The 24,681-nt window shown below is 66.7% G+C and carries 22 protein-coding genes and 1 tRNA gene; 12 read left to right on the top strand and 11 right to left on the bottom strand.

The window, feature by feature from the left end:
* Positions 1 to 48: 48 nt before the first annotated feature.
* Together ACEQZ0_RS01245 and ACEQZ0_RS01240 are read right to left on the bottom strand one after the other, a co-directional pair.
* Positions 49 to 1,656, bottom strand: coding sequence for a phytoene desaturase family protein (locus ACEQZ0_RS01245; RefSeq protein ID WP_370187542.1), 1,608 nt, complete (start codon positions 1,654 to 1,656; stop codon positions 49 to 51).
* Positions 1,653 to 2,819 carry an aromatic ring-hydroxylating dioxygenase subunit alpha gene (locus ACEQZ0_RS01240; protein WP_370187539.1) on the bottom strand — a complete coding sequence of 389 codons (1,167 nt, stop codon included), beginning with the start codon at positions 2,817 to 2,819 and terminating at the stop codon, positions 1,653 to 1,655. Before ACEQZ0_RS01240 ends, ACEQZ0_RS01245 begins: the two co-directional genes overlap by 4 nt.
* A gap of 39 nt (positions 2,820 to 2,858) precedes the next feature.
* Here ACEQZ0_RS01240 and ACEQZ0_RS01235 point away from each other — a divergent pair, with 39 nt between their 5' ends.
* Entirely contained in the window at positions 2,859 to 3,455 is a 597-nt protein-coding gene (locus ACEQZ0_RS01235; protein WP_370187536.1) for a TetR family transcriptional regulator C-terminal domain-containing protein, read from the top strand.
* On the opposite strand, the gene ACEQZ0_RS01230 is transcribed toward ACEQZ0_RS01235, so the two are convergent.
* The 4 genes from ACEQZ0_RS01230 to queF form a co-directional block, all read right to left on the bottom strand.
* Positions 3,452 to 4,735 (bottom strand): APC family permease, encoded by a 1,284-nt coding sequence (locus tag ACEQZ0_RS01230; protein ID WP_370187533.1) that lies wholly within the window; start codon positions 4,733 to 4,735, stop codon positions 3,452 to 3,454. The genes ACEQZ0_RS01235 and ACEQZ0_RS01230 overlap by 4 nt on opposite strands.
* Before the next feature lie 4 nt (positions 4,736 to 4,739).
* The gene (locus ACEQZ0_RS01225) at positions 4,740 to 7,193 is read right to left on the bottom strand and encodes a TonB-dependent receptor (protein WP_370187530.1); all 2,454 of its coding nucleotides are present in this window, start codon (positions 7,191 to 7,193) and stop codon (positions 4,740 to 4,742) included.
* Between the two features lie 154 nt (positions 7,194 to 7,347).
* Positions 7,348 to 9,120, bottom strand: coding sequence for a sulfotransferase (locus ACEQZ0_RS01220; protein WP_370187527.1), 1,773 nt, complete (start codon positions 9,118 to 9,120; stop codon positions 7,348 to 7,350).
* A gap of 3 nt (positions 9,121 to 9,123) precedes the next feature.
* Complete coding sequence (gene queF / locus ACEQZ0_RS01215) at positions 9,124 to 9,582, bottom strand: preQ(1) synthase (RefSeq protein WP_370187523.1); 459 nt, start codon at positions 9,580 to 9,582, stop codon at positions 9,124 to 9,126.
* 117 nt (positions 9,583 to 9,699) lie between these two features.
* On the opposite strand from queF, the gene ACEQZ0_RS01210 reads away from it, so the two are divergent.
* From ACEQZ0_RS01210 to ACEQZ0_RS01170, 9 genes are all read left to right on the top strand, one after another.
* Positions 9,700 to 10,815: a hypothetical protein gene (locus tag ACEQZ0_RS01210; protein ID WP_370187520.1), complete on the top strand. Its 1,116-nt coding sequence runs from the start codon at positions 9,700 to 9,702 to the stop codon at positions 10,813 to 10,815.
* Positions 10,816 to 10,852: 37 nt separating this feature from the next.
* Complete coding sequence (locus ACEQZ0_RS01205) at positions 10,853 to 11,686, top strand: sulfurtransferase (protein WP_370187518.1); 834 nt, start codon at positions 10,853 to 10,855, stop codon at positions 11,684 to 11,686.
* Between the two features lie 2 nt (positions 11,687 to 11,688).
* Complete coding sequence (gene metC, locus ACEQZ0_RS01200; RefSeq protein ID WP_370187858.1) at positions 11,689 to 12,900, top strand: cystathionine beta-lyase; 1,212 nt, start codon at positions 11,689 to 11,691, stop codon at positions 12,898 to 12,900.
* 2 nt (positions 12,901 to 12,902) lie between these two features.
* Positions 12,903 to 13,970: a mechanosensitive ion channel family protein gene (locus ACEQZ0_RS01195; RefSeq protein WP_370187516.1), complete on the top strand. Its 1,068-nt coding sequence runs from the start codon at positions 12,903 to 12,905 to the stop codon at positions 13,968 to 13,970.
* Between the two features lie 97 nt (positions 13,971 to 14,067).
* Complete coding sequence (gene cobA, locus ACEQZ0_RS01190; protein WP_370187514.1) at positions 14,068 to 14,826, top strand: uroporphyrinogen-III C-methyltransferase; 759 nt, start codon at positions 14,068 to 14,070, stop codon at positions 14,824 to 14,826.
* Complete coding sequence (locus ACEQZ0_RS01185) at positions 14,823 to 15,119, top strand: DUF2849 domain-containing protein (protein WP_370187511.1); 297 nt, start codon at positions 14,823 to 14,825, stop codon at positions 15,117 to 15,119. Before cobA ends, ACEQZ0_RS01185 begins: the two co-directional genes overlap by 4 nt.
* A complete protein-coding gene (locus tag ACEQZ0_RS01180; RefSeq protein WP_370187509.1) occupies positions 15,119 to 16,753 on the top strand; it encodes a nitrite/sulfite reductase in 1,635 nt (544 codons plus the stop codon). The genes ACEQZ0_RS01185 and ACEQZ0_RS01180 overlap by 1 nt, the downstream gene beginning before the upstream one ends.
* Positions 16,746 to 17,171: a DUF934 domain-containing protein gene (locus tag ACEQZ0_RS01175; RefSeq protein WP_370187507.1), complete on the top strand. Its 426-nt coding sequence runs from the start codon at positions 16,746 to 16,748 to the stop codon at positions 17,169 to 17,171. Before ACEQZ0_RS01180 ends, ACEQZ0_RS01175 begins: the two co-directional genes overlap by 8 nt.
* A complete protein-coding gene (locus ACEQZ0_RS01170) occupies positions 17,168 to 17,923 on the top strand; it encodes a phosphoadenylyl-sulfate reductase (protein WP_370187505.1) in 756 nt (251 codons plus the stop codon). The genes ACEQZ0_RS01175 and ACEQZ0_RS01170 overlap by 4 nt, the downstream gene beginning before the upstream one ends.
* A gap of 21 nt (positions 17,924 to 17,944) precedes the next feature.
* On the opposite strand, the gene ACEQZ0_RS01165 is transcribed toward ACEQZ0_RS01170, so the two are convergent.
* From ACEQZ0_RS01165 to ACEQZ0_RS01145, 5 genes are all read right to left on the bottom strand, one after another.
* Positions 17,945 to 18,020, bottom strand: a tRNA-Thr gene (locus ACEQZ0_RS01165).
* Positions 18,021 to 18,069: 49 nt separating this feature from the next.
* A complete protein-coding gene (locus tag ACEQZ0_RS01160) occupies positions 18,070 to 18,981 on the bottom strand; it encodes an NAD-dependent epimerase/dehydratase family protein (protein WP_370187502.1) in 912 nt (303 codons plus the stop codon).
* A complete protein-coding gene (gene proB / locus ACEQZ0_RS01155; RefSeq protein WP_370187500.1) occupies positions 18,978 to 20,096 on the bottom strand; it encodes a glutamate 5-kinase in 1,119 nt (372 codons plus the stop codon). The genes ACEQZ0_RS01160 and proB overlap by 4 nt, the downstream gene beginning before the upstream one ends.
* A 113-nt stretch (positions 20,097 to 20,209) precedes the next feature.
* Positions 20,210 to 21,271 carry a GTPase ObgE gene (gene obgE, locus ACEQZ0_RS01150; RefSeq protein ID WP_370187495.1) on the bottom strand — a complete coding sequence of 354 codons (1,062 nt, stop codon included), beginning with the start codon at positions 21,269 to 21,271 and terminating at the stop codon, positions 20,210 to 20,212.
* Positions 21,272 to 21,329: 58 nt separating this feature from the next.
* A complete protein-coding gene (locus tag ACEQZ0_RS01145) occupies positions 21,330 to 22,592 on the bottom strand; it encodes an acetyl-CoA C-acetyltransferase (protein ID WP_370187493.1) in 1,263 nt (420 codons plus the stop codon).
* Positions 22,593 to 22,687: 95 nt separating this feature from the next.
* On the opposite strand from ACEQZ0_RS01145, the gene ACEQZ0_RS01140 reads away from it, so the two are divergent.
* Both ACEQZ0_RS01140 and ACEQZ0_RS01135 read left to right on the top strand, forming a co-directional pair.
* Positions 22,688 to 23,449: a crotonase/enoyl-CoA hydratase family protein gene (locus tag ACEQZ0_RS01140; RefSeq protein ID WP_370187491.1), complete on the top strand. Its 762-nt coding sequence runs from the start codon at positions 22,688 to 22,690 to the stop codon at positions 23,447 to 23,449.
* A 43-nt stretch (positions 23,450 to 23,492) separates the two neighbouring features.
* Positions 23,493 to 24,656, top strand: coding sequence for an acyl-CoA dehydrogenase family protein (locus tag ACEQZ0_RS01135; RefSeq protein ID WP_370187488.1), 1,164 nt, complete (start codon positions 23,493 to 23,495; stop codon positions 24,654 to 24,656).
* Positions 24,657 to 24,681 lie beyond the last annotated feature (25 nt).

Genomic DNA, 24,681 nt, shown 5'->3' with positions numbered 1-24,681 from the left:
CTATTCCTCTCTGGATATTACACAGGCGTAGCACCGCTCGGGGAGCGGTCAAATCGCGGAAAACCTGCGCCAGTTGCCGCGGTCGAAAATGACCTCGCGCGCGCAATTGTGGCCCGGCGCGCCGGTAACGCCGCCGCCCGGATGCGTGCCCGCGCCGCACATGTAGAGGCCCTTTACCGGCCCGCGATAGGCGCCATTGCCCAGCACCGGGCGAGCCGACCACAGCTGGTCGAGGCTCATGTGGCCATGCATGATGTCGCCGCCGACGAGGCCGAATTTGTCGTAGAGCCCCTTGGGACTGAGCACCTGCCGTCCGAGGATCGAGGCGCGGAAACCGGGTGCGACCGCCTCGACCGTGTCGATGATCGTGTCGGCGGCTGCGTCCTCCTCGTCGTCCCAGTTCCGTCCGTCGGGAAGCTCGGGCGCGAACTGCTGGCAGAAGAGGCTGGCGACATGCTGGCCTTCGGGGGCGAGACTATCATCGACCGTGCTCGGAATCAGCATTTCGACGATCGGCTTTTTCGACCAGCCATGCGCCTTCGCGTCGAGGAAGGCCTTGTCCATGTATTCGAGCGTGGGGGCGAGGATGATGCCCGACTGGTGGTGTTCGCCGGCTTCGGGAAGGGCGGTGAATTTCGGCAGTTCCGAGAGCGCCACGTTCATGCGGAAGGTGCCGCCACCCGCCTTGAAGCCGCGCATCCGGCGGCGGAAATCCTCGGGCTGATGGCTCTCGTCGAGCATTGTGCCGTAGAGCAGCTTGGGTCCGACATTGGCGATGACGCGCTTGGCCGCGATCTCCTCGCCGCCTTCGAGCCGCACGCCCGCGACTGCGTCACCGTCGACCAGCACTTCGGCGACCGGCGCCTCGAGGCTGATCTCGACGCCGCACTTGCGGCAGACATCGGCCATGATCTGCGTGATCGTGCCCATGCCGCCGACGCAGTGACCCCAGGCACCCTTCTTGCCGTTCACTTCGCCGAAGACATGGTGGAGCAGGACATAGGCGCTGCCCGGCGTGTTGGGGCTGGCATAGTTGCCGACTACCGCGTCGAAGCCGAAGGCGGCCTTGACCGCTTCGCTCTCGAACCACTGGCCGAGAAAGCTGGTGGCGGACTTGGTGAAGAGGTCGAGGATATCGCGCTTGGCCTCGAGAGAGAGGCGCGACATGCCCCACCCTTGCGTCGCCCCGGCGATCAGCGTGCGCAGGCCTTCGCCGACATTGGGCGGGCTTTTGAGCGCAAGGTCGCGCAGCACCTCGGCCACGCCTTCGAGCGCATCGTAATAGGCAGGCAACGCCTCGGCATCGGCATCGGAGAACTTGCGGAATTCCGCCTGCGTGCGCTCGAGCCCGCCGCCGAGCTTGAGATAACCGCCGTCTTCCTGCGGCAGGAAGTTCGAGATCGGCCGTTCGATCACGCGATAGCCGTGTTCGTGCAACCGCATGTCGCGGATGACCTTGGGCTGGAGCAGGCTGACGGTGTAGCTTGCTACCGAATTGCGGAAACCGGGGTGGAACTCCTCGGTGACCGCTGCGCCGCCGACGGTATCGCGGCGCTCGACGATGCGCACCTTGAGCCCGGCCTGCGCGAGGTAGAAGGCGCAGACAAGCCCGTTGTGGCCTGCGCCGATGATCACGGCGTCGTATTGCTTGGTCATTGATGGCTCCAGCCGGCAGGAGGTTGGCGTTCGAGGCGTGCCTCGGGAATGGTTTCGCGCATGCGTTTGCAGAAGTGCTTGAGGCACACTTCCTTGTCGGAGAGCGGGCCCATCGCAAAGCTGCGCGAAGCCATGCCTTCCTGCACGCGGGTGATGAGTGCGGTGTCCTCGGCGTTCACCTGCCGGTTGATGCGCCAGTTGAGATAGCGCGCGGCGCGCATTTCGCGGCGATCGTCGGGCAGGACATAGCTTATCTCGCGGATGAGGCAGGTTGTAGGGCCCGTCGGGAGCCACTGCATGAAGTCGACCTGGTCGGGATAGATGTCGAAGGCGACGTTCGGCCAGAGCTTGAAATAGAGCCAGTGGCGCTGGCTTTCCGCTGGCAGGTGCGGGACTTGCGGGAGCAGCCTCTGATACATCCGCTCGGACCAGTTGGCGCTCTCGCGGTCTTGCATGTCGCCCCACATGCGGTCGACATTGGCCTCGGCCTCGACGCCGTAGCTCTTGCCGAACAGCCGGGTGAGGCCCGGGTGGGCGACGGGGATGTGCAGGCCGTCCGAATAGTTGTCGCCGACGTTCTTCCAGTTGACCTCGCGCGGGCGCAGCGTGACGCGGCCGAGCGCGGACAATTCCTCGAAGCGGTAGGGTTCGACCATCGCCTCGTAGGGTGCCATCATCCGCGCCACGGACGGGCCGCCATCGTCATCGAGCCGGACGAAGACGAAGCCGCGCCAGGTTTCGAGCTCGACCGGCACCAGACCCGCACGCTCCTTGTCGAGCGTGGGGTAGCTGGCGCTGTCGGGCACGCCGGTCAGCCGCCCGTCGAGATCGTAAGTCCACGCGTGATAGGGGCAGACGAGCTTCTTCGCGCAGCCGACCTCGCCGTCGACCAGCCGCGAACCGCGATGGCGGCAGACATTGGTGAAGGCACGCAGGACATCATCCTTGCCGCGCACCACGATGACGCTTTCACCGCAATAGTCGAGCGTGTGCCAGTCGCCAGTGCCGGGCACGTCGCTGACATGGCAGACGACCTGCCAGCTCGGGCGGAAGACGCGGTCGAGCTCGAGGCGGTGAAACTCTTCGTCATGGTAGGTCCATGCCGGAAGGCTCCACCCGTCCAGCGGGTCACTGGTCGCCTCTTCGATCCTCCGCATTGCCATCGCGCCCTCCTTGCTATACGGTCGTATAACAAGCTCGCCATGACCGCACAACCGGCCTTTACCCGCGCTGCGCCCGACGAACGCCGCCAGAGCCTGATCGAGGCAACCGCGCGCGTGCTCGCTGCCAAGGGCGCGGCGGGCGTTTCGGTGCGCGCGATCTGCGCCGAGGCGGGGGTCTCGCCCGGCCTTCTGCGGCACTATTTTGCGGGCGTTTCCGAGGCGATGGCGGAGACCTATCGCTGGACCGGTGCGCGCATCGCCGGGGCTCTCGACGAGGCCGTGTCCGCAGCGGGAGAGGACCCGCGCGCCCGTGTGCTCGCCTATCTCACCGCGAGCTTCCGCCCGCCGATTGCCTCGCCCGAACTTCTCGCGAGTTACGTCGCCTTCTGGAGCCTGACGCGCAGCGATCCCGCAGTCGCCAAGGTGCGCTCCGAGGTCTATGGCGATTTCCGCGAGGGGCTCGAACGCCTCCTCGTCGCATGGCGCCCGCAGCTCGCCGATCCCGCGCTGACCGCCATCGCGCTGACCGCGCTGATCGACGGACTGTGGCTCGAGCTCTCGCTGGGCGGGGCGCCTTTCAGCGCCGAACAGGCGGGCCAGCTCGCCGCGCGCTGGCTCGATACGCTGGTCGCCTAGCGGCGCCGCGCCCACCAGTAGAGCGGCAGCCCAGCGAGCATCAGCACGAGGCTCCACCCGCTCGCTTCCCAGCCGGCACCCCACAGCGTCCAGACCGCGTAGATGGCGCCCGGTAGCGCGATCAAGCGCGCGATCCGCAGCCGCCAGGCCGCCAGCGCGCAGGCGAGGTAGAGCCACAGCGCCGCGCTAGTCGAAAGCAACAGCACGAATTCGTATATGCCCTGCATCGAACGGCTCGCATTGAGCAGCAGGCAGAGGGTTGCGATCACGCTCGAGGCGACCAGCGCCTGCAGCGGCGTGCCGCGCCTGTCGGTGCGCCCGAACCAGCCGGGCAACATCCCGCGCATTGCCATGTTGTGCGGCAGTTCGCCCTGCATCAGCACCCAGCCGTTGATCGCGCCGACGCAGCTGATGATGGCGAAGATTGTCACCAGCGACGCCGCCTCGGCCGACCAGTAGCGCGCGACGAAGCTTGCCAGCGGGGCGGGCGAGGCCGCTGCTTCGGCCTCGGGCAGCATCAGCGCCACCGCCGAACAGACCAGCAGGTAGAGAAGGCCGGTCAGTGCCGTGCCCCACATCATCGCGCGCGGCACGTTGACCTCGGGGTTCTCGACTTTCGCCGCGGCCAGGCTGGCGCATTCGAAGCCGAGCAGCGCGAACAGCGTCAGCGCCGCGGCACCGCGCAGGTCGGCGCCGTTGATCGTCGCCGCTTCGTAGGGGCGGATGTCGGCCTGCCCATTGCCGAGGACGATCGCTGCGACCACGATCACCGCGAGCAGCGGCAGAGTCTTGAGCACGACGGTCAGGATCTGGAAATTGCCCGCCGCATGGACCCCGCGCAGATTGATCAGCGTCATCGCCCATACCAGCGCGATCGAACACAGCGCAGGCGCCATCGGCGTCGCGCCGATCCACGGCAAGAAGGCCGAGAGATAGCTGATCGCGGCCACCGCGATCGAGACCACCGCAGTCCACACCGAGACCCAGTATATCCAGGCGACGAGGAAAGCGGCGACCTCGCCGAAGCCTTCCTCGACGAATCCCATCGGGTCGCGCGCCGCGGGCAGGGCCCTGGTCAGCACCGCCAGCAGCCAGGCCAGCACCAGCGTACCCGCGATGGTCACCAGCCATCCGAACACGGCGTTCCAGCCGAAAGGCGCGAGGCTGGCGGGCAGCAGGAACACGCCCGATCCGATCATGTTGCCGACGACCAGCGCGATGGCAGCGAAAAGGCCGAGCTTGCGGCCCGGCCTTTCCCTGGTGTCGGTTGGTGCGTTCACCGGCTCAGAAATCGAAGCCGGCCTTCAGCCCCACGATCCGCGGCTTGATCACCACATCGTAGAAGACGCCGCCAGTCGAACTGAGCCCGCCGGGATCGCCGCAGGTGGTCTCGAGGCACTGGACCCCGCTGTTGATCACCCCGCGCTCGTCGAACAGGTTGGTGGCGAAGAGCTCGAAGCGCATGCCGTCCTTCTTCACGCCGAAACTCAGATCGACCGTGGTATAGGGATCGAAGAAGCCCTTGAGCGCATTCTCGAAGTCGCGCAGGTCGCTGCGACGCTTGCCGATATGCGCCACCGCACCCTGCACATGCGCGTCCCACGATCCCAGCGGGAATTCGTACCGCGCCAGGGCATTGCCCTTGAACTTGGCGGTAACGGGCAGGGCCGTGCCCGACGGTGCGAGCAGCGCATTGGTGCGTCCGTCGCCCGGGTCGAAGGTACAATCGAAGCTCGGATTGGCGATACGACAGAAATCGCGGCGGATTTCGGCATCGTTGTAGCTACCCGAAAGCGACAGGGTGAAGCCGTTGGCGGCATAGGTGAAATCGGCCTCGATCCCGCGGATGCGCGCGATTCCGGCGTTGCGGATTTCGGTGAGGCCGTTCTCGCCGAGGAACGACAGCTGGATATCGCTCCAGTCCTCCTGGTAAACCGCGCCGTTGAAGGTGACATCGCCGAAGCGGGTCTTCCAGCCGAGTTCGTAGTTGTCGAGCGAGTCCGGACCGTAGGGCGGCAGCGTCCCGCGCCGGTTGATCCCGCCCGGACGGAAGCCCTGCGACCAGGTGGCGTAGACCAGCACGTCGGGATTGATCGTGTAGGTCGCGTTGAGCTTGTAGATCGCGTCGGTATCCGACGTGGTCTTGTCGAGATTGGTACAGGGCGTGCCGTCGACGATCGGCGCGGCCAGCGTCCCGCCGGGGTTCTCGTTGAGCGGCGGTCCGTCGGTGGTGAAGCAGGCCGATACGCCCGTGCGCGAGGAGAAGTTCTGCGCATAGCCGAAGAAGCCGACCAGCGAGTTCTTGTATTTGTACAGGCGCGCGCCCCCGGTCAGCGTCAGCTGGTCGGTCACGTCGAAGCTGATCTCGCCGAAGGCCGCATAGTCGCGGTCGGTGCGATCCTGCCGGGTCAGCCAGATATCGCTGGCGGTGCCGGGAACCACGTTGATATCGGCAATGCCGTCGACGATGTAGTTCTGCGTGATCTCGTGCTTCTGGCGCTGCGCGAACAGGCCGCCGATGAAGCGCACCGGTGCATCCTGCGGGCTCGACACGCGGATTTCGCCGAACATCCGGCGGTATTTGTCGCCGCCCTGGATGTACTGGTTGGGGCTGACGAGATCGTAATTGTTGTCGTAAAAATAGGCGCCGTAGCCATAGAGCGCGTCGTAGAAATAGGCGTAGTCGGAATAGTCGGCGTCGACCGTGTCGCGGCGCCACAATCCGCCGCCGGTCGCTACCAGGTCCCAATTGCCCAGCTTGCCTTCGACGGTGAGCGCCGCCTGCAGCCATTTGTCCTTCGAATATTCGCGATTGTACTGGACCGTCTGGAGGTCGCCGGTCACCGCGCTCGAGCGTTCCTGCGCGAAGCTGCCGTTCGCGGTCTGGACCTGTCCCATCACGGTCGGGCGGATCGTCCAGTTGTCGTCGAGCTCGATGCCCAGAGCGACGCGCGCGCCATAGGTGTCGACATCGTTGTAATCGTCTTCGACGAAGGCCGCATTGGTCTGGGTGATGCCCGAAGTCGGATAGGTACGGCTGCCGGCGATGTTGTCGATGTAGCCGGCATCATGGCGATACCAGCCGACCACGCGCAGCGCGGCACGGTCGGACAGGGCGAAGTTGTAAAAGCCCTCGATCGTCCCGCCCAGGTCGCCATGCGCGACCATGTTGCCCTCGACATCGAGCGCCCCGTAGTTGTCGCCATAGTCGGGCTGGTTGGTGACCATCTTGATCGTGCCGGCCATCGAGCTGGCACCGTAGAGCGTGCCTTGCGGCCCGGCGAGCGCCTCGACCCGGGCGAGGTCGTAGGCGTGGATGTCGAGCGCGCCCTGGATGGTCGTGATCGGCATTTCGTCGAGATAGGTGCCGACGGTCGGCAGCGAGGCCGAGTGGTTGGCATTCTCGCCGCTGGCGACACCGCGAAAATAGATCTGGCTGAAACCCGGTGCGACGGTCTGGATGGTGACCGAGGGGAGGAATTTCACCGCATCCTGCAGTTCGTTGACCTGCAACTGGTCGAGCTTCTCGGTACCGAAGGCAGTGATCGAGGCCGGCACGTCCTGCAGGTCCTGTTCGCGCTTATTGGCGGTGACGATGATGACGTTGCGGTCGCTCGGCGTGGCTGCGGTGGCATCCGCAACGTCCTGGGCTAAGACCGGCGTGGAGATCGACAGGGCCGTCCCGGCGAGCAGGCTCGCGGCAAGAGACAGGCGACGCGTCGAAGGTTCGAATGGCATGTTTCCCTCCCTAATTCAGACCCGGTCACATTACCGCCATTTTTCAGGCGGTTTGCCAAGCCCGACATGGCCACGCAGTTCGATTGCACACAGCTTTCCGTCGATTGTATGGCACAATTGCCACGTGCCACAGGCGGCGCGAGCAAGGAAATTGCTAGCGCGCGTAGGTTTGTGGAAGATCCCCCAACGCCGCTTCGAGCGGCCCCAGCCACGCGCGACAAGGCTCCCACTGGCCCACACCGTCCCGGTTGATCGGTCGCCGGACCTGTTCCGACGAAGCGGTGCGTACCGCCCGGTCGGTTTCGTGGAAGGCGAGGCACGCCTCCTCGAAGGGCAGGCCGAGATAGGCAAGCAGCGCGCGCACCTCGGTTTCCGGATCGTCGAGCAGGCGTTCGTGGATCACGCGGTGGATGCGGCCGGGCAAGACCGCATCGTAATGGTCCATCGCGCGCACATAGTCGGCGTAGTAGCGGCCGATGTGGTCGAGCGAATAGGAGAAGCCCTGGCCCTTCGCGAAGTGCTGGCGGAAGTTCGAAAAGCAGCAGTCCAGCGGATGGCGGCGCGCATCGACGATCTTCGCATGGGGCAGGATCAGGTGGATGAAGCCGGCATAGCTCCAGTTGTTGGGCAGCTTGTCGATGTAGAAGGGCTTGCCGCTCTTGCGCTGTACGCGGGTGCGGGCGAGGAATTCCTCGCCCAGTTCGGCGAAGCGCGCGTCCGGCAGCTCGGCCACCGCGTCGGGCCAGTCGCGCAGGTCGCCGCCCGCCTTCTTCGCCTCGCGCATGGCGAGGGCGGGAATGTCGGGAAGTTCCATCGTGCCTTCGACCTGGCTGTGGCTGGCGAGGATTTGTTCGAGCAGGGTCGAGCCCGCGCGCGGCAGGCCGAGGATGAAGATCGGATCGGGGCTCGGATCGCCGACACCCTCGTGCGCGGCGAGGAATTCCGGCGTGAGCACCTCGATCGTCCGATCGACCAGCGCGGCGATCGTCTCGGGCGCGTAACCCAGTTCCTCGCTGCGCAGCGCATTGCCGCGCGCGTAGTGGCGAAAGCTCGCCTCGGCCTCGTGACGATCGGCATAGGCCTTGCCGAGCGCGAAGTGGAGGTGGAGTGCGTCCTCGTGGCCCGGATCACCCGCGAGCGCGGTCTCCATTGCAGCGACATCTTCGTCGGTGAACTTCACGGTCTTCAGATTGGCAAGGCTCCACCAGACCTCGCCCAGATCGGGCTGCGCCGCCAGCGCCGCGCGATAGGCGGCGACGCCGTCCTCCTGCCGCCCGACAGTCTTGAGCATGTGGCCATAGCTCATCTGCAGCTTGGCATGGTCGGGAAAGGTCTCGACCAGCTCGGCATAGAGCCTCAGTGCCTCGTCATAGTCGCCGATCCGCCCCAGCGTCGCGGCCATGAGGTTGCGATTGCCGGGGTTGGCGGGGTCGCGCAGGATGACCTCGTCGAGCACTCTGGCGGCCTCTTCGTAGCGGCTCTGCTTGTAGAGGACATTGGCGAGATTGGCGCGCGCGGCGGTGAAGCCGGGAGCGAGTTCGAGCGCGCGATGCAGCAGCTTTTCCGAATCGCCGAGCCGGCCGATCCGTGCGGCAAGCTCTGCCATCAGCCGGATCGCCGCGGCATCGGTCGGCTGGTTGCGCAGCCGCTGGCGCAGCAGCTGCTCGGCGGTCTGCAGATCGTTCTCGAGCATGGCCTCGGCGATCGCGACCATCTGCGGTTCCAGCGCGGTGGCACGGATCGCGGCCATCTCGGCCTCGGCGGCCGCCTCGTCCTCGCCCAGCTTGCGCAGCGCGCGGCCGAGCCAGCGCCAGGCGCCGGTGTTGCGCGGATCGCGCGCGACGACGGTGCGCAGTTCGTCGGCCAGCGCGCCCGGATCGCGCGCGAGGCGCTCGGACAGCGGGATTCGCGCCGGCGCGCTGCCCATCCGTCAGCCGCGCCCGCGATAGGAGGAGACGCCCTGATCGGGCAGCCACAGTCCCTCGGGCGGGGGGGCGCTCTGCCAGAAGACGTCGATCGGGATGCCGCCGCGCGGATACCAATAGCCCCCGATGCGCAGCCATTGCGGCTGCATCTCGTCGAACAGCCGCTGGCCGATGCCGACGGTCACGTCCTCGTGGAAGCCGCAATGGTTGCGGAAGGAGCCGAGAAACAGCTTGAGGCTCTTCGATTCGACGATCGTCGCGCCCGGGGCATAGTCGATCACGAGATGCGCAAAATCGGGCTGGCCGGTGACCGGGCACAGCGAAGTGAACTCGGGCGCGGCGAAGCGCACCATGTAGAGCTGGCCCTTGCGCGGGTTGGGGACGTAGTCGAGCTCGGCCTCGTCGGGCGAGGCGGGCAGCGCGGTATTCGCGCCGAGGAACTTGGGGGCAGGTGTGTCGCTCATGCCGCGCTCCTGCCGCGAAGCGCCCGCCAGCGCAAGCCGGGGCTTGGAAGCGCGCGCTTCAGTACCTATTCAGCGCGGCTCCGCACTGTGGCGCCTTTTCCCGCGAAACGATCACCCGTGAAGCACATTCCGACCCGCCTTTCCCTGATCGCCCTCGCCGCCGCGCTGCCCGCTATGGCGCAGGCGCAGTCGGTCAGCGATTTCTCGCTCGAGCCAGTACCCACGCCCTCGGCGACGCCGCAGGCGCAGGGCCCCGCCGATACCCGCGCCGGCGTTCCCATCGCGCCGCGCGCGGTGAACACACCGACCCCCACTCCGACCCCGGCGACGACTCCGACGCCATCGGCGACACAGGCTGCGCCCACGGCCCGGCCAACCGCGCAGACGACGCGGGTCCCGGCCGCAGGGCCGACGCCGGTGCCCAGTCCTCTCCCCACGGTAACGCAGCGGCCGGTGGCGGCCAGCCCGGCGCAGCCCCGGACCTCTGCGCCGCCGCCGCAGGACGAGGCATCTGCTGGCCCTGCTACGCCGCGAGCGCTCCCGACACCCGCGACTGCCCCGCGGGCAACCGCCATGCCGCAGTCCGAGGCCCCGGGCGAGGACTTGCCCTGGCTGCCCCTCGCCGCCGTCGCGGGCCTGTTCGCGCTGCTGGGAGCGGGCTTCGTCGCCTGGCAGCGCCGACGCGCGGCCGTGGTGCCCGAAATCGAGCGTCCCGTCGTCGCCAGCGCCGCCGCCGCGGCAGTGCCCTCGCTGCCGCTGCCCGAGGCGCTGACGGTCAGCATCGAGCACGAAAAGCTCATCCGCAGCGCCGCCTTCGCGACGCTCAAGTACCGCATGACGCTCGCCAACCGCACCGGCGCGCCGCTGACGCAGCTGGCGGTCGGGCTCGACCTCGTCTCGGCGCATGCCGCGCTGCCGGTGGAGCAGCAACTCGCCACCGCCGCCACCGCGCTCGAACGCCGGCACGAGGTCGCGCGTATCGGTCCGCACCAGAGCGTCACGCTCGAGGGGCAGGTGCAATTGCCGCTCGCGCAGGCGCACGTCATCCGGCAGGGGCGCCATCCGCTGCTCGTCCCGCTGCTGCGCGTGCGGATCGATGGCTCCGGCGAGGAGGTGCTGGTCAAGACCTTCGTCGTCGGGCAGGGCGTTCCCGGCGGCCCGCGGGTGCAGCCCTTCAACCTCGACGAAGGACCGCGCAGCTACGCCCCGATCGCCCAGCGCGAGCTTGCCTAGCTCGACTTCGCCCGCTGCGCCCGCTACCCGGGCGGAGATGGACAGTCTCGTTTCGACCCAATGGCTTGCCGACCGGCTAGGGACGGACGGCCTCGTCGTGCTCGACGCCACCATGCACCTGCCCGATTCCCCCCGCAATGCCGCAGCCGAGTTCGAGGCGGCGCATATTCCGGGCGCTCGGTTCCTCGACCTGGTCAGCTTCGTCGATCCGGAATCGGAGGTGCCAAAGGCGCTGCCCAGCGCGCGGCAGTTCGCCGACCGGCTGGGACGACTGGGGATCGCACCCGGCGACCGCGTGGTGCTCTATGACGACAGCCAGATCAGAAGCGCCGCGCGCGCCTGGTTCATCTTCCGGCTCTATGGCTTCGAGAGCGTCGCGATACTCGACGGCGGAATGTCCAAGTGGAAGACCGAGGGACGCAGCATCGAAGAAGGCCCGGTCTATAGCGACCAGACCGACTTCCCCCTGCCGGACCCGGTCCGCGAGGTCCGCACGAAGGCCGAAATGCTCGCCAATTGCCAGGCCTGCGAGGAGCAGGTGGTCGATGCGCGCGATGCTGCACGCTTCGCCGGCGAGGAGGCCAGCGGGTCCGAAGGCCATATCCCCGGTGCGGCAAACCTGCATTTTCCGCAGCTCTTCGCCGAAGACGGCACCTATCGCGCACCCGGCGAAATCTCATCGCTGTTCGCCGATGCCGGTATCGATCCGGATAAACCGGTCGTTACTTCCTGCAACAGCGGGATGACCGCCTGCGTGCTCGCCTTCGCGTTGCATCTGGCGGGCAAGGACGACGTCGCGCTCTATGACGGCAGCTGGCTCGAATGGGGCGCCGATACCGCCATGCCGAAGGAAAGGGGCGCGGGGCGCTGACCATGGCCGGTGGAGACGATAGCAGGGATCGCCCCGCGACGCGGCTGGTTACCGGCGGCCGCGGGGGCGATTTCGCTCAGCACGTGGTCAACCCTCCGGTCTGGCGCGCGAGCACGCATCTCTATTCAAGCTGCGCCGAGCTGAAGGCGCGCAAGGCGCAGAACCGGGATGGGCAGTTCTTCTACGGCCGCCGCGGCGCGCCGACGCAATGGGCATTGAGCGAGGCGCTGACTGCGCTCGAACCGGGCGCGGCGGGGACCGTACTCTATCCCAGCGGCCTGGCGGCTCTGGTCGGTGCCCTGCTGGCGGTGCTGCGCAGCGGCGACGTACTGCTGGTGGCCGACAATGCCTATGATCCGACGCGCAATGCCGCGACTGGCCTGCTCAAGACCTTCGGGATCGAGCACCGCTTCTTCGACCCGCTCGACCTCGAGGCTTACGAAGCCGCCTTCTGTGACCGCACGCGGGCGGTGATGCTCGAAGTGCCGGGCAGCCTGACGATGGAAGTGTGCGACATCCCCGCGCTGGCGCGCATCGCTCGCGACAAGGGGGCTGTCAGCCTCGTCGACAATACTTGGGCGACCGCGCTTGGATTTCCCGCACTCGAGCATGGCTGCGATATCGCAATTACCGCGCTGACCAAGCATGTCGGCGGGCATTCGGACGTAATGATGGGGTCGGCCAGCGCGGGCGAGCACTGGTATCGCCGATTACGGCTCGGCGCGCAGCAACTGGGGCATGTCGTCTCTCCCGACGATGCCGCGCTGGTCCTGCGCGGATTGCGCACCATGGGCGTGCGCCTCGAACACCAGAGCGCCAGCGCGCTGGCGATCGCCGAATGGCTCGATGCACGTTGCGATGTGGCGCATGTCCTTGCGCCCATGCTCCCCGGCACGCCGGGGCATGCGATCTGGCAACGCGATTTCAGCGGCGGCTGCGGCCTCTTCAGCTTCGTCCTCAAGGGCCGCGACGATGCCGCACGTTGTCGGCTGGTCGATGCCCTCCGCCTTTTCGGGATCGGCTACAGCTGGGGCGGATTCGAAAGCCTCGCTCTGCCCTTCGATGTCGAGCCCGTGCGCAGCGTGATGCCCTGGCCCCGCGAAGGATGGGGGGTTGAGGATCGCTACGCCATCCGGCTATCGATCGGACTGGAAGACAAGGACGATCTGATCGCCGACCTGGCCAGGGGCTTCGCGGCGATGAACGAAAGATAGACGTGCAAGGCGAAACCCCGATCAGCGCGGCCAGTACGGCCTCCGCTCCTCCGGTCGAACAGGCCTGGAGCCTGGCCGAACCTGTCCGGGAGGAGAGCGCCGTGGCCGCTGCCGAAGGCGCCAAGGAAGCGCTCAGTTCGAAGAGCGAGACGGTCGGTTCGGTGATCGACACGCTCGATGCCGTGGCGCTGTCCTTCGGGCATTTCAGGATCTCGCTGTTCGACGTGCTCATTGTCAGCGCGGTGATCTTCGGCGTCCTCATCTTCGCCTGGTTCATCAGCAAGATGGGGCGCCGTCTGGTCCGCCGCATGACTCGTCTCGACGATGCGCAGCAATTGCTGACCGAGAAAATCGTCACCATTCTCGTCTGGGCGGCAGCCTTCTTCCTCGGGATCGACCTGCTGGGGATAGATCTCACCGCGCTGGCGGTCTTCTCGGGCGCGTTCGGCCTGGCGATCGGTTTCGGCCTGCAGAAGACCTTCGGCAATTTGATCGCCGGAATAATCCTGCTGATGGACCGTTCGATCAAGCCGGGTGACGTCATCGCGGTAACCGACGTGGCCGGCAACGAGAGCTTCGGCCAGATCCGCAAGATCGGCATCCGGGCGGTTTCGGTGACCACGCGCGACCAGCGCGAGTATCTGATCCCGAACGAGAACCTGATGATCAACCAGGTTGAAAACTGGTCCTATTCGTCGAAGAACGTGCGCATGCAGGTGCCGGTCGGGGTCAGTTACGAGGCCGACATGAAGCTCGCCGAGGAATTGATGCTGGAGGCGGCGAAGAGCTGCGAGCGTATCCTCAAGGCCCCGCCACCGACGGTGTGGATGAGCGAGTATGGCGACAGCTCGGTCAATTTCATCATCCATTGCTGGATCAAGGATCCCGAGGATGGCGTGGGCAATGTGCGCAGCACGGTGCTCAAGAAGCTGTGGTGGCTGTTCAAGGAAAACGGCGTTGAAATTCCCTTCCCGCAGCGCGACCTGCATATCCGTTCGAGTGATCAGTTCGACCGGCTGATCGGCATCATGGCGCAGGGCAAGGGCGGGGCGTCGGCCGCAAAAGATTAGGTTGCCGGGCGCACAGCGGCGGTTTCAAAATCTTGGCTTCCACGCCGGACACGCATTTTGATTGGCGTCAAACGGCCGCGACCAGCATCTTGCGGCCATGTCACATTCCGGAACCATTTTTCTCGTCGGCGCGGGACCGGGCGATCCCGACCTGCTGACGGTCCGCGCCGCGCGACTGATCGAACGCGCGCGCATTATCGTTCATGACGGCCTCGTCGACCCGGCGATCCTCGCGCTGGCGCGCAGTGATGCCGAGCTGATCTCGGTCGCCAAGCGGCGCTCGCACCACACGCTGCCGCAGGGCGAGATCAGCGACTTGCTGGTGCGCATTGCCCGCTCGGGTGAGGATGTCGTCCGCCTCAAGGGGGGCGACCCCTTCATCTTCGGGCGGGGCGGCGAAGAGGCCGAGGTCGCCCGCGCGGCGGGCGTGTCTGTCGAAGTCGTCCCCGGCATCAGTGCAGCCAATGGCGCCGCCGCGGCGGCGCAGATCGCGCTGACTCATCGCGAGGCGTCCTCCATCGTCAGCTTCGTCGCCGGGCAGTGCAAGGGGCTGAAGGACCAGGATTGGGCGGGTCTCGCGGGCAAGGGCCGCACGCTGGTGATCTATATGGGCGTCAAGACCGCGCCGCAGATTGCCGAGAAACTGATCGAGGACGGACTTGCACCCGACATGCCCGTGGCGGTGATCGAGAACGGTACGCGCCCGGAAATGCGCGTGCTGCGCGGAATGCTCGCGGGCCTGCCGGAATTGGTCGAGCGCGAGGCGGTCGTGAGCCCCGCGCTGATCGTCATCGGCGAAGTGACCGCACGCGATGCCGCGGTACTCGCGCGCCAGGCGCAGGAGGCTGCACGTTGAGGCTGCTTACCGGAAACGACCTCAAGACCGGCGCGGTAACCTGGTGGACCGGCAGCGACTGGTCGATCCATATCGAAGACGCAGTCGACATCTCCGGCAGCGAAGACGAGATCGCCCGCCGCGAGGAGGCCGCGCGCCGCGTCAACGTGCCCTATGCGGTCGATGCCGAGATGCAGGATGGCACCCCCCGGCCGTCGCACATCAAGGAACGCGTTCGCGCGCTCGGCCCCACCATCCGGCCCGACCTGACCCTCAAGCCCGCCGATCCCGACATCGGCAACTGGGTGATCTGATGTATAAATACGATTCTTACGACCAGGCGATGGTCGATGCCCGCGTGGAGGAATTCCGCGACCAGGCACGCCGCCGCCTCGAAGGCAAGCTGACCGAAGACCAGTTCAAGCCACTGCGGCTGATGAACGGGCTCTATTTGCAGCTCCACGCCTATATGCTGCGCGTCGCCATTCCCTATGGCACGCTCGACAGCCGCCAGATGCATGCGCTGGCCGATATCGCGGACAGATACGACCGCGGCTACGGCCACTTCACCACGCGCCAGAACATCCAGTACAACTGGATCAGGCTGGAGGACGCGGCCGACATCCTCGCCGACCTCGCGAAGGTCGAAATGCACGCCATCCAGACCAGCGGCAACTGCATCCGCAACATCAGCTCGGACCATTTCGCGGGCGCCGCGGCAGACGAGGTGGCCGACCCGCGGCCCTATGCCGAACTGCTGCGCCAGTGGTCGAGTTTCCACCCCGAATTCAGCTACTTGCCGCGCAAGTTCAAGATCGCGGTGATCGCCAGCGAGACCGATCGTGCAGCCATGCGGTTGCATGATATCGGCATCCAGATCGTGCAGAACGACGCGGGCGAGCTGGGCGCCGCCTTCTATGTCGGCGGGGGCATGGGCCGCACGCCGATGATCGCGCCCTGCATCAATCCCTTCGTGCCGCTCGACCGCCTGGTCACCTATGCCGAGGCCTGCCTGAGGGTCTATAATCGCCACGGGCGGCGCGACAACAAGTACAAGGCGCGCATCAAGATCCTCGTCCACGAACTGGGGGCCGAGGAATACACCCGCCAGGTCGAGGCCGAATTCGCGCACCTGCTCGAGCAGGGCGTCGAACCGCCGTTGGCCGAGCTCGAACGGATCAGGGGCTATTTCGAGGACCCGCTGTTCGAAACGGGCGCGCCCGAGGCGATCGATCGTAGCGATCCCGATTTCGCGCTGTGGGTCGATCGCAACACGGTGCCGCACAAGGAAGCGGCCTATGTCGCGGCGGTGATCAGCCTCAAGCCCGTCGGCGGCATTCCCGGCGATGCTACGGCGGAGCAAATGCGGCTGATGGCCGATCTGGCGAAGGACTACAGCTTCGATGAGCTGCGCGTGATGCACACGCAGAACATCGTTTTGCCGCATGTCCGCAAGGCCGATCTCCATGCCCTGTGGACCGCGCTCGAGGAGGCGGGGCTGGGTAGCCCCAATCTCGACACGGTCGAGGACATCATCGCCTGCCCGGGGCTCGATTATTGCAGCCTCGCCAATGCCCGCTCGATCCCGATTGCGCAGAAGATTTCCGAGCGCTTCTCCGCCACCGGCAAGACCGCCACGCTGGGCCAGCTCAAGCTCAAGATATCGGGCTGCATCAACGCCTGCGGGCATCACCATGCGGGCCACATCGGCATCCTCGGTGTCGACCGGAAGGGGGTGGAGAACTACCAGCTCCTGCTCGGTGGCAGCGAGGCCGAGGATGTCAGCCTCGCCAAGATCACCGGCCCCGGCTTCGACGAGAACGGCATCGTCGATGCGGTCGAGACCGTCACCACCGTCTACGAACGCGAGCGCCACGACGGCGAGCGCTTCCTCGACACCTATCGCCGCATCGGCATGAACCCCTTCAAGGAGGCGCTCTATGGCTGAGACGCTGCGCTATCGCGACGACGAGCCCGTCGACCATCCGGCGGTGACCGTCGATTCCTTCCTCGACCAGTCGAATGCCTCGGCGGTGCGGATCGAGCCCGGCGACGATGCCCGCGAGCTGTTGCCACATCTCGAGCGGCTCGCGCTGGTCGAAGTGAACTTCCCCGCCTTCGGCGACGGGCGCGGCTACTCCTCTGCCCGTATCCTGCGTGAAGCGGGCTATGATGGCGAATTGCGCGCGGTGGGCGACGTGCTGGTCGACCAGCTCGCCTATATGCGCCGCTGCGGCTTCGATGCCTTCGAGCCCGACCAGCAGCTCGACCGGGACGATGTCGAGGCAGCCTTCGCACGCTGGCCCGAAGTCTACCAGACCGCCGCCGACACGCGCAGGCCGATCTGGGCGAAACGGCACGGATGAACGAACTGCGCGCCATTGACCGGATCGACACGGGTCCTCGCTTCACCGAGCAGGACGCCATCCGCCTCAATCGCATGTTCCGCGGGAGCGAGACGGAGGAATGGCTGCGCGCGGTGATCGAGGGCAGCCTCGCGGGCGAGACGGCGGTGGTGTCGAGCTTCGGCGCCGAAAGCGCGGTGCTGCTGCACCTGATCGCGCAGGTCGATCCCAAGGTGCCGGTGCTGTTCCTCGAAACCGGCAAGCACTTCCCCGAGACGCTCGCCTATCGCGACGAATTGACCGATCGTATCGGCCTCAACCGGATCGACCTTTACCCTGAAATCGCAGATTTGGAGGCGCGCGACGAAAGCGGCCTTCGCTGGTCCTACGATCCGGACGGTTGCTGCGAACTGCGCAAGGTCAAGCCGCTGGCGAAGGCGCTCGCCGGCTTCGATGCCAGCTTCACCGGGCGCAAGGCCTTCCAGTCCTCGACCCGGGCGAACCTGCCGCGCTTCGAAATCGATAATTCCGACGCCCAAGGCCGGCTCAAGATCAACCCGCTGATCGATTGGTCGGCCCAGGATATCGCCGCCTATTTCGAGGCGCACGACCTGCCGCGCCACCCGCTGGTCGAGCGCGGCTTTCCCAGCATCGGCTGCTCCCCCTGCACGCGGCCCGTGGCCGAAGGCGAGGACGCACGCTCTGGCCGCTGGTCGGGGTGGGACAAGGTCGAATGCGGCATCCACCGGCCGGGCGAGGAGCCCTTCCTCTAGGCCGTTTGCCGCGGGGGCAGGTGGTGCCGGCTGCAGGATTCGAACCCGCGGCCCCCTGATTACAAATCAGGTGCTCTACCAACTGAGCTAAGCCGGCCCATGCCCTTGCGCGCCTTTCGTGCAATCGCGCGCGAAAGTCCAGTGCTTCAGAGCCAACCTTGCGCGCGGTACCATTCGGCGGTGGCGGCGAGCCCCTCTTCGCCGGGGATGCGCGGCTCCCACACGGCGGGGGGGACCTTGAAGGCGGACCGCGCGACCCAGTTGGGGTGGGTCATGTACCCGACCCGGTCAGCGGTCAGCCGCGCCTTGTCGCCGCGCAGCAGCCGATCGAGCCGCGCCGCAGTCTCGAGCACGGGACGCGGGAGGTGCGGGGCGAAGACGGGGCGCCCCACCGCCTTGCCGATCGCGTGTGCGAGCTCCTTGTGCGCCCAGCCGCCCTCGCGCCCGTCGTCGGGCTCGAAGAGGCGGTGGCGCACCAGTGCGGGGGGGGCATCGACCAGTGCCAGCAGCAGCCGTGCAAGATCCTCGACATGGATGATCGAGCTGGCCCCGCCGGGGGGCAAGGGCACGAAGCCGTATTTCGCGCTGCGGAACATCTCGAAATAGTCGACGTCGCGCGGACCGTAGACGCCCGGCGGCCGGACGATGGTCCAGTCGAGCCCGCTGGCCTCGACCAGCTTCTCGGCGCGCGCCTTGGAGGCGCCGTAGGCCGACAGGGCTGGTTCGCGCGCGGAGAGCGACGAGACGAAGACGAAACGCTTGACCCGGGCCTCTTTCGCCGCGGCGATCAAGCGCTCGGTTCCGCCGACATTGGCTTCTTCGAACTTGGCCGGGTCGGGGCTGTTGGTAAGCCCCGCCACATGCACGATCGCCTCGGCATCGCGGCACATCAGGCCGAGCCCCGCGGCATGGGACAGGTCGCCTTCGACCCATTCGACATGCTCGCAGGCATCTTGCGGCCGCCGGGTCAGCGCACACACCGGCTCGCCCGTCCGCCGGCAGGCATCGAGCACCGCCTGGCCGACGAAGCCGGTAGCGCCGGTCAGCGCGATCGTCATGCGCGCACCATGTGGTCGCGGTGGATCACCGCCGCGCGCGGCGCATAGCCGAGCCTGGCGGCCTGCTGGTCCTGTCTGAGGCCGAGGATCGCACGGCATTCGGCGGCGGCATATTCGACCAGCCCCTGGCCGAGCCGTTCTCCCCTGGGCCCGTGGATCGCGACGAGGTCGCCGCGCGCGAAATCGCCTTCGACTTCGGTAATGCCGGCGGCGAGCACGCTGGCGCCCTGGTCGAGCGCCCGCATGCAGCCGCTATCGACCGACAGCGCGCCCGCCGGCGCGAGCCGACCGCCGAGCCAGGCCTTGCGCGCGTTGGCATCGGCCTGCGGGACGAACAGCGTGCCGATGCCCTCGTCGAGTACGCGAGCGAGCGGGGAGGGGTTGGTCCCGTTGGCGATGACGAGGGTTATCCCCGCGCGTTCGGCGATCTGTGCCGCCTGGAGCTTGGCGCGCATGCCGCCCGATCCGAGCCCCGAAGACGATGCGCCGCTGGCCATGGCGGTGATTTCGGGCGTGACGCCAGCGACCCTTGCGATCAACACCGCGCCTGCCTCGCGCGGATCGCGGTCGTAGAGACCGTCGACGTCCGACAGCAGCAGCACCGCATCGGCCTCTGCCGCTTGCGCGACGCGCGCGGCGAGGCGATCGTTGTCGCCGAAGCGGATTTCCTCGGTGGCGACGCTGTCGTTTTCGTTGACCACCGGCACCGCGCCCGCTTCGAGCAGCCGCGCGAGCGTGGCCGATGCGTTGAGATAGCGCCGCCGGTCCTCGAGATCGCCCAGCGTAACCAGCATCTGCGCCGCGGTGATGCCACGGTGGCCAAGCGCGTCGGACCACAGCCGCGCGAGTTCGACCTGGCCGACAGAGGCCGAGGCCTGCGCATCGGCGAGGCTGCCGCGCCCGCCCTTGGCAAGGCCGAGCCGGGCCGCCCCCAGCGCGATCGCGCCCGAGGAGACGACAATGACCTCGGCGTGCTTGCGCAGCCCGGCGATTTCCGCGGCGAGCGTCGCCAGCCATTCGACGCGCGGGGCGCCGTGTTCGACCAGCAGCGCCGAGCCGACCTTGATCACCAGGCGGCGCGCGCTGCGCAAGTCGGAAAGACTATCGATTGCCATTGTGTCCTACGTCACCCCGGACTTGATCCGGGGTCCAACTTCTTTTGCTTGGCAGCCGAAAAGTAAAGCGGCCCCCGGATCGGGGCCGGGATGATGGGTGCTGTGGGAGTTGCTCAGATCGGCGACCATTCGTCGCTGCCCTCTTCGGGAGCGTCTTCGACCTCGGCGGCATTGGTTTCGGTCGCGGTCCGATCGGGCAGGTAGCCGAGCACCCCGTCGAGCAGTTCGGAAATGCCCGCGCCCGTCGCGCCCGAGATGGTGAAGACCTTGTCCGCCCCGGCGGCGAGCAGTTCCTCGGCGAAGCCTGCGCCCAGTTCCTCGTCGGCGAGGTCGAGCTTGTTGAGCGCAACCAGCTGCGGCTTGTCCGCCAGCCCGCCGCCATAGGCTTCGAGCTCGGCATTGACCGTGCGATAGGCTTCGGCGGGGTCGTCGCCCGAAATGTCGATCAGGTGGATCAGCACGCGGCAGCGCTCGATATGACCGAGGAAGCGGTCGCCGATCCCGGCACCGTCGGCTGCACCCTCGATCAGGCCGGGAATGTCGGCGAGGACGAATTCGCGGCCCTTGTGGGTGACCACGCCGAGCTTGGGCACAAGCGTGGTAAAGGCGTAATGGCCGACCTTGGCCTTGGCGTTGGAGACCTGGTTGATGAAGGTCGACTTGCCCGCATTGGGCAGGCCCAACAGGCCGACGTCGGCAAGCAGCTTGAGCCGTAGCCAGACCCACATCTCTTCGCCCGGCTCGCCCGGTTGGTGCTGGCGCGGGGCACGGTTGGTGCTGCTTTTGTAGCTCGCATTGCCGCGGCCGCCCATACCACCTTCGAGGAAGACGATACGCTGGCCGACCTCGGTGAAGTCGGCGAGTACTTCTTCCTTGTCTTCCGAAAGCACCTGCGTGCCGACGGGAACCTTGATCACAAGGTCGGGCGCGCCCGCGCCCGTCCGGTCTTTGCCCTGGCCGTGCTCGCCGCGCTTGGCCTTGAAGTGCTGCGCATAACGGAAGTCGATCAGGGTGTTGAGGCCCTGGACGGCCTCGAAGACGATGTCGCCGCCCTTGCCGCCATTGCCGCCGTCGGGGCCGCCGTATTCGATATATTTTTCACGCCGGAAACTGACGGCGCCGGGGCCGCCGGCGCCCGACTTCAAGTAGATCTTGGCTTGGTCTAGGAAATGCATGGCGCGCCCTCTAGCCGCTTTCGCGGGCTTAGGCGAGGGCACGCATGCTCAGGCGGTGTCAGGCGACGAAATCGTCTACCCGCTCGATGATGATGGCCGGTGCCATGCCGCCCGCGGCGCACATGGTAACGAGGCCGTAGCGGCCGCCCGAGCGTTCAAGTTCGTCGAGCGCGGTGCCGATGAGGATCGAGCCGGTCGCGCCGATCGGATGGCCCAGCGCCATCGCGCCGCCGTTGATATTGACCTTCTCGCGATCGAGATCGAGGTCGCGAATGAACTTCTCGGCGACGACCGAGAAGGCTTCGTTGATTTCCCAGACGTCGATGTCGTCCTTGGTCATCCCTGCCTTTTCGAGAACCTTCTTTGCCGCCGGGACGGGCGCGTTGAGCATCAGCGTCGGGCAATCGCCCTGATTGGCATAGGCGACGATCCGGCCGCGCGGCTTGAGGCCATGCTCCTTGGCATAGTCTTCCGAGGTGACCAGCAGCGCCGCCGCGCCGTCGACCACGCCCGAGCTGTTGCCGGCATGGTGGAAGTGCTCGATCTCGAGGTCGGGATACTTGCGGTTGATTTGCTTGCGGAAGGTCGTGCCGCCGATGTCGAAATCGGCGAGCTTGGCGAAGCTCGGATTGAGCGCGGCAAGGCCTTCGGCGGTGGTTTCGGGTCGCGGGAATTCCTCGCGGTCGAGCGCAACGGTGCCGTCTTCGTTGAGCACGGGCACGACCGACTTGTCGAAGCGACCCTCGTCGATCGCGCGCTTGGCGCGCTGCTGGCTGACCAGCGCGAGCGCGTCGAGCGCTTCGCGGTCGATGCCTTCCATGCTGGCTATCGCATCGCCGCACACGCCCTGATGGCTCTGCGGATGGAGCACGTCGAGCGCTTCGTTGCCCGAGCCCATCAGCCGCGGCGGCAGGCCGGCATTGGCCTGTTCGGCGGCATAGGCGGCGGTGTAGCTCATCATCTCGGTCCCGCCAGCGATGACGCAGTCCTCCATGCCGCTCATGACGGTTGCCGCGGCCAGGTTCACCGAGGTGATGCCGCCGCCGCAGAACCGGTCGAGCGTGGTACCGCTGGCGCTGATGTCATAGCCGGCCGCGAGCGCGGCCATGCGGCCGAGGTCGCCCCCCTGCTTGCCGTTCTGGCTGCTGGTCGACCAGATGATGTCGTCGACTGAAGCCGTGTCGAGGTCGTTCCGCTCGCGCAGGGCGCCGAGCACGGTGGCCGCGAGATGCTGCGGATGGAGGTGCGACAGTGCGCCCTTGCCGGGCTTGCCGATGCCGCGCGGCGTCCGGACTGCGTCGATGATATAGGCTTCGGCCATGGCGGTTCCTCTCAGGTCTGATAACGGTTGACGTTTGCGTAAGCGTAGCCCAGCAATGGCGCAAGGCAAGTTTCAAATTGCAATGGGAGAGAGGCGTGAGCGAAGAGGTACTGACGAGCGAGGAGGACGGCATCCTGATCGTCACGATCAACCGTCCCGAAGCCAAGAACGCGATGACCAAGGCCGCGGCCGAAGGAATCGCGGCGGCGATGGACCGGCTCGACAGCGACGATGCCTTGCGGGTCGGTATCCTGACCGGCGCGGGCGGCACCTTCTGCTCGGGCATGGATCTCAAGGGCTTCCTGCGCGGCGAATCGCCCAGCATCGAGGGGCGCGGTTTCGGCGGGATCGTGCAGAAGCCGCCCGAAAAGCCGCTGATTGCCGCGGTGGAAGGGTATGCGCTGGCCGGCGGGCTCGAGCTGATGATCGCCTGCGACCTCGTGGTCGCCGATGCGGGTGCGAAATTCGGCATTCCCGAAGTGAAACGCGGCCTCGTTGCAGCGGCGGGCGGGGTAATGATGCTGCCCGATCAGATCCCCGAACGGATCGCGATGGAACTGGCGCTGACCGGCGATTTCATCACCGCCGCGCGCGCCTATGAGCTGGGCCTGATCAACCGCGTGACCGATGGCTCGGCGCTCGACGGCGCGAAACAGCTCGCCGCATCGATCGTCGCCAACGGCCCGCTCGCCGTGCGCGTCTCGAAGCAGGTCATCAAGCAGTCGCGCGGCTGGCCGATGGACGAGCGCTATACCCGCCAGACGCAGCTGATCGCGCCGGTCTTCGTTTCCGAGGACGCCCGCGAGGGCGCCGCCGCTTTCGCCGAGAAACGCGCGCCCAACTGGAAGGGCAAGTAGGACCCTTCCGCGCGACACGAGAACACCCGAGAGGACCAGAGAGATGCCCGTAATCGACGTACCACAGCCCGAGTTCATGGAAGACGAGGAGATCGCCATCTTCGCCGACGCCGTGGGCAAGTTCTACCAGCAGCACGCGCCGCAGAAGCGGATCATGAAATGGCGCGAGGACGGCCAGGTCGAGCGCGAGTTCTGGCGCGAAGCGGGGGCGGCTGGGCTGCTCGGCGTCTCGGTGCCAGAGGAATACGGCGGCCATGGCGGCGACTTCCGTCACGACATGGTGGTGATCGACCAGCAGGCCAAGCACGGTGTCGAAGGCTTCGCCGCGAGCCTGCACAACACCATCATCCTGCCCTATCTGGTGCGCCACGGGACCGAGGAGCAGAAGCGGAAATACCTGCCCAAGCTGGTCACCGGCGAGCTGGTGAGCGCCATCGCCATGACCGAGCCGGGAGTCGGCAGCGACCTCCAGAGCATCACCACGACCGCGCTCAAGGATGGCAATGGCTACCGCATCAACGGGGCCAAGACCTATATCTCCAACGGCCAGACCGCCGACTTCATCATCGTCGTCGCCAAGACCGATCCCAACGAACGCGCCAAGGGCATCTCGCTGATGCTGCTCGAGACCGAGGGGGCCGAGGGCTTCGAGCGCGGCAAGAAGCTCGACAAGGTCGGGCTCGACGCCTCGGACACCTCCGAGCTGTTCTTCGACAATGTCTTCGTCCCGGCCGAAAACGTGCTCGGCGGGGTCGAGGGCAAGGGCTTCTACCAGCTGATGGGCGAACTGGCGCAGGAACGCCTCGTCATCGCGATGGGCGCGGCGACGGGGATCGAGAAGGCGCTCGAAGTCACGCTCGACTACGTCAAGAACCGCAAGGCCTTCGGGCAGACGATCTGGGATTTCCAGAACACTCAGTTCGTCCTCGCCGACCTCAAGGCACGCGGCACGGCAGCGCGGGTCTTCGTCAACGACTGTATCGCCAAGCTGCTCAAGGGCGAACTCGATGTCGCGACGGCGGCGATGGCCAAATACTGGGTCACCGAACTGCAGAGCGAAGTGGTCGACAAGTGCCTCCAGCTCCACGGCGGGGCAGGCTATATCAACGAATACCCGATCGCCCGCATGTACCGCGACACGCGCATCGCGCGCATCTTCGGCGGCTCGAACGAGGTCATGAAGATGCTGATCGCCCGCTCGATGTAAGCGCCCGATCAGGCTGGGAAGCGCC

The organism is Qipengyuania sp. (assembly GCF_964227205.1).
GTDB lineage: Bacteria > Pseudomonadota > Alphaproteobacteria > Sphingomonadales > Sphingomonadaceae > Qipengyuania.
Note: the sequence above shows the minus strand (reverse complement) of the source record. Positions and strands in the feature narration are given on the sequence as shown.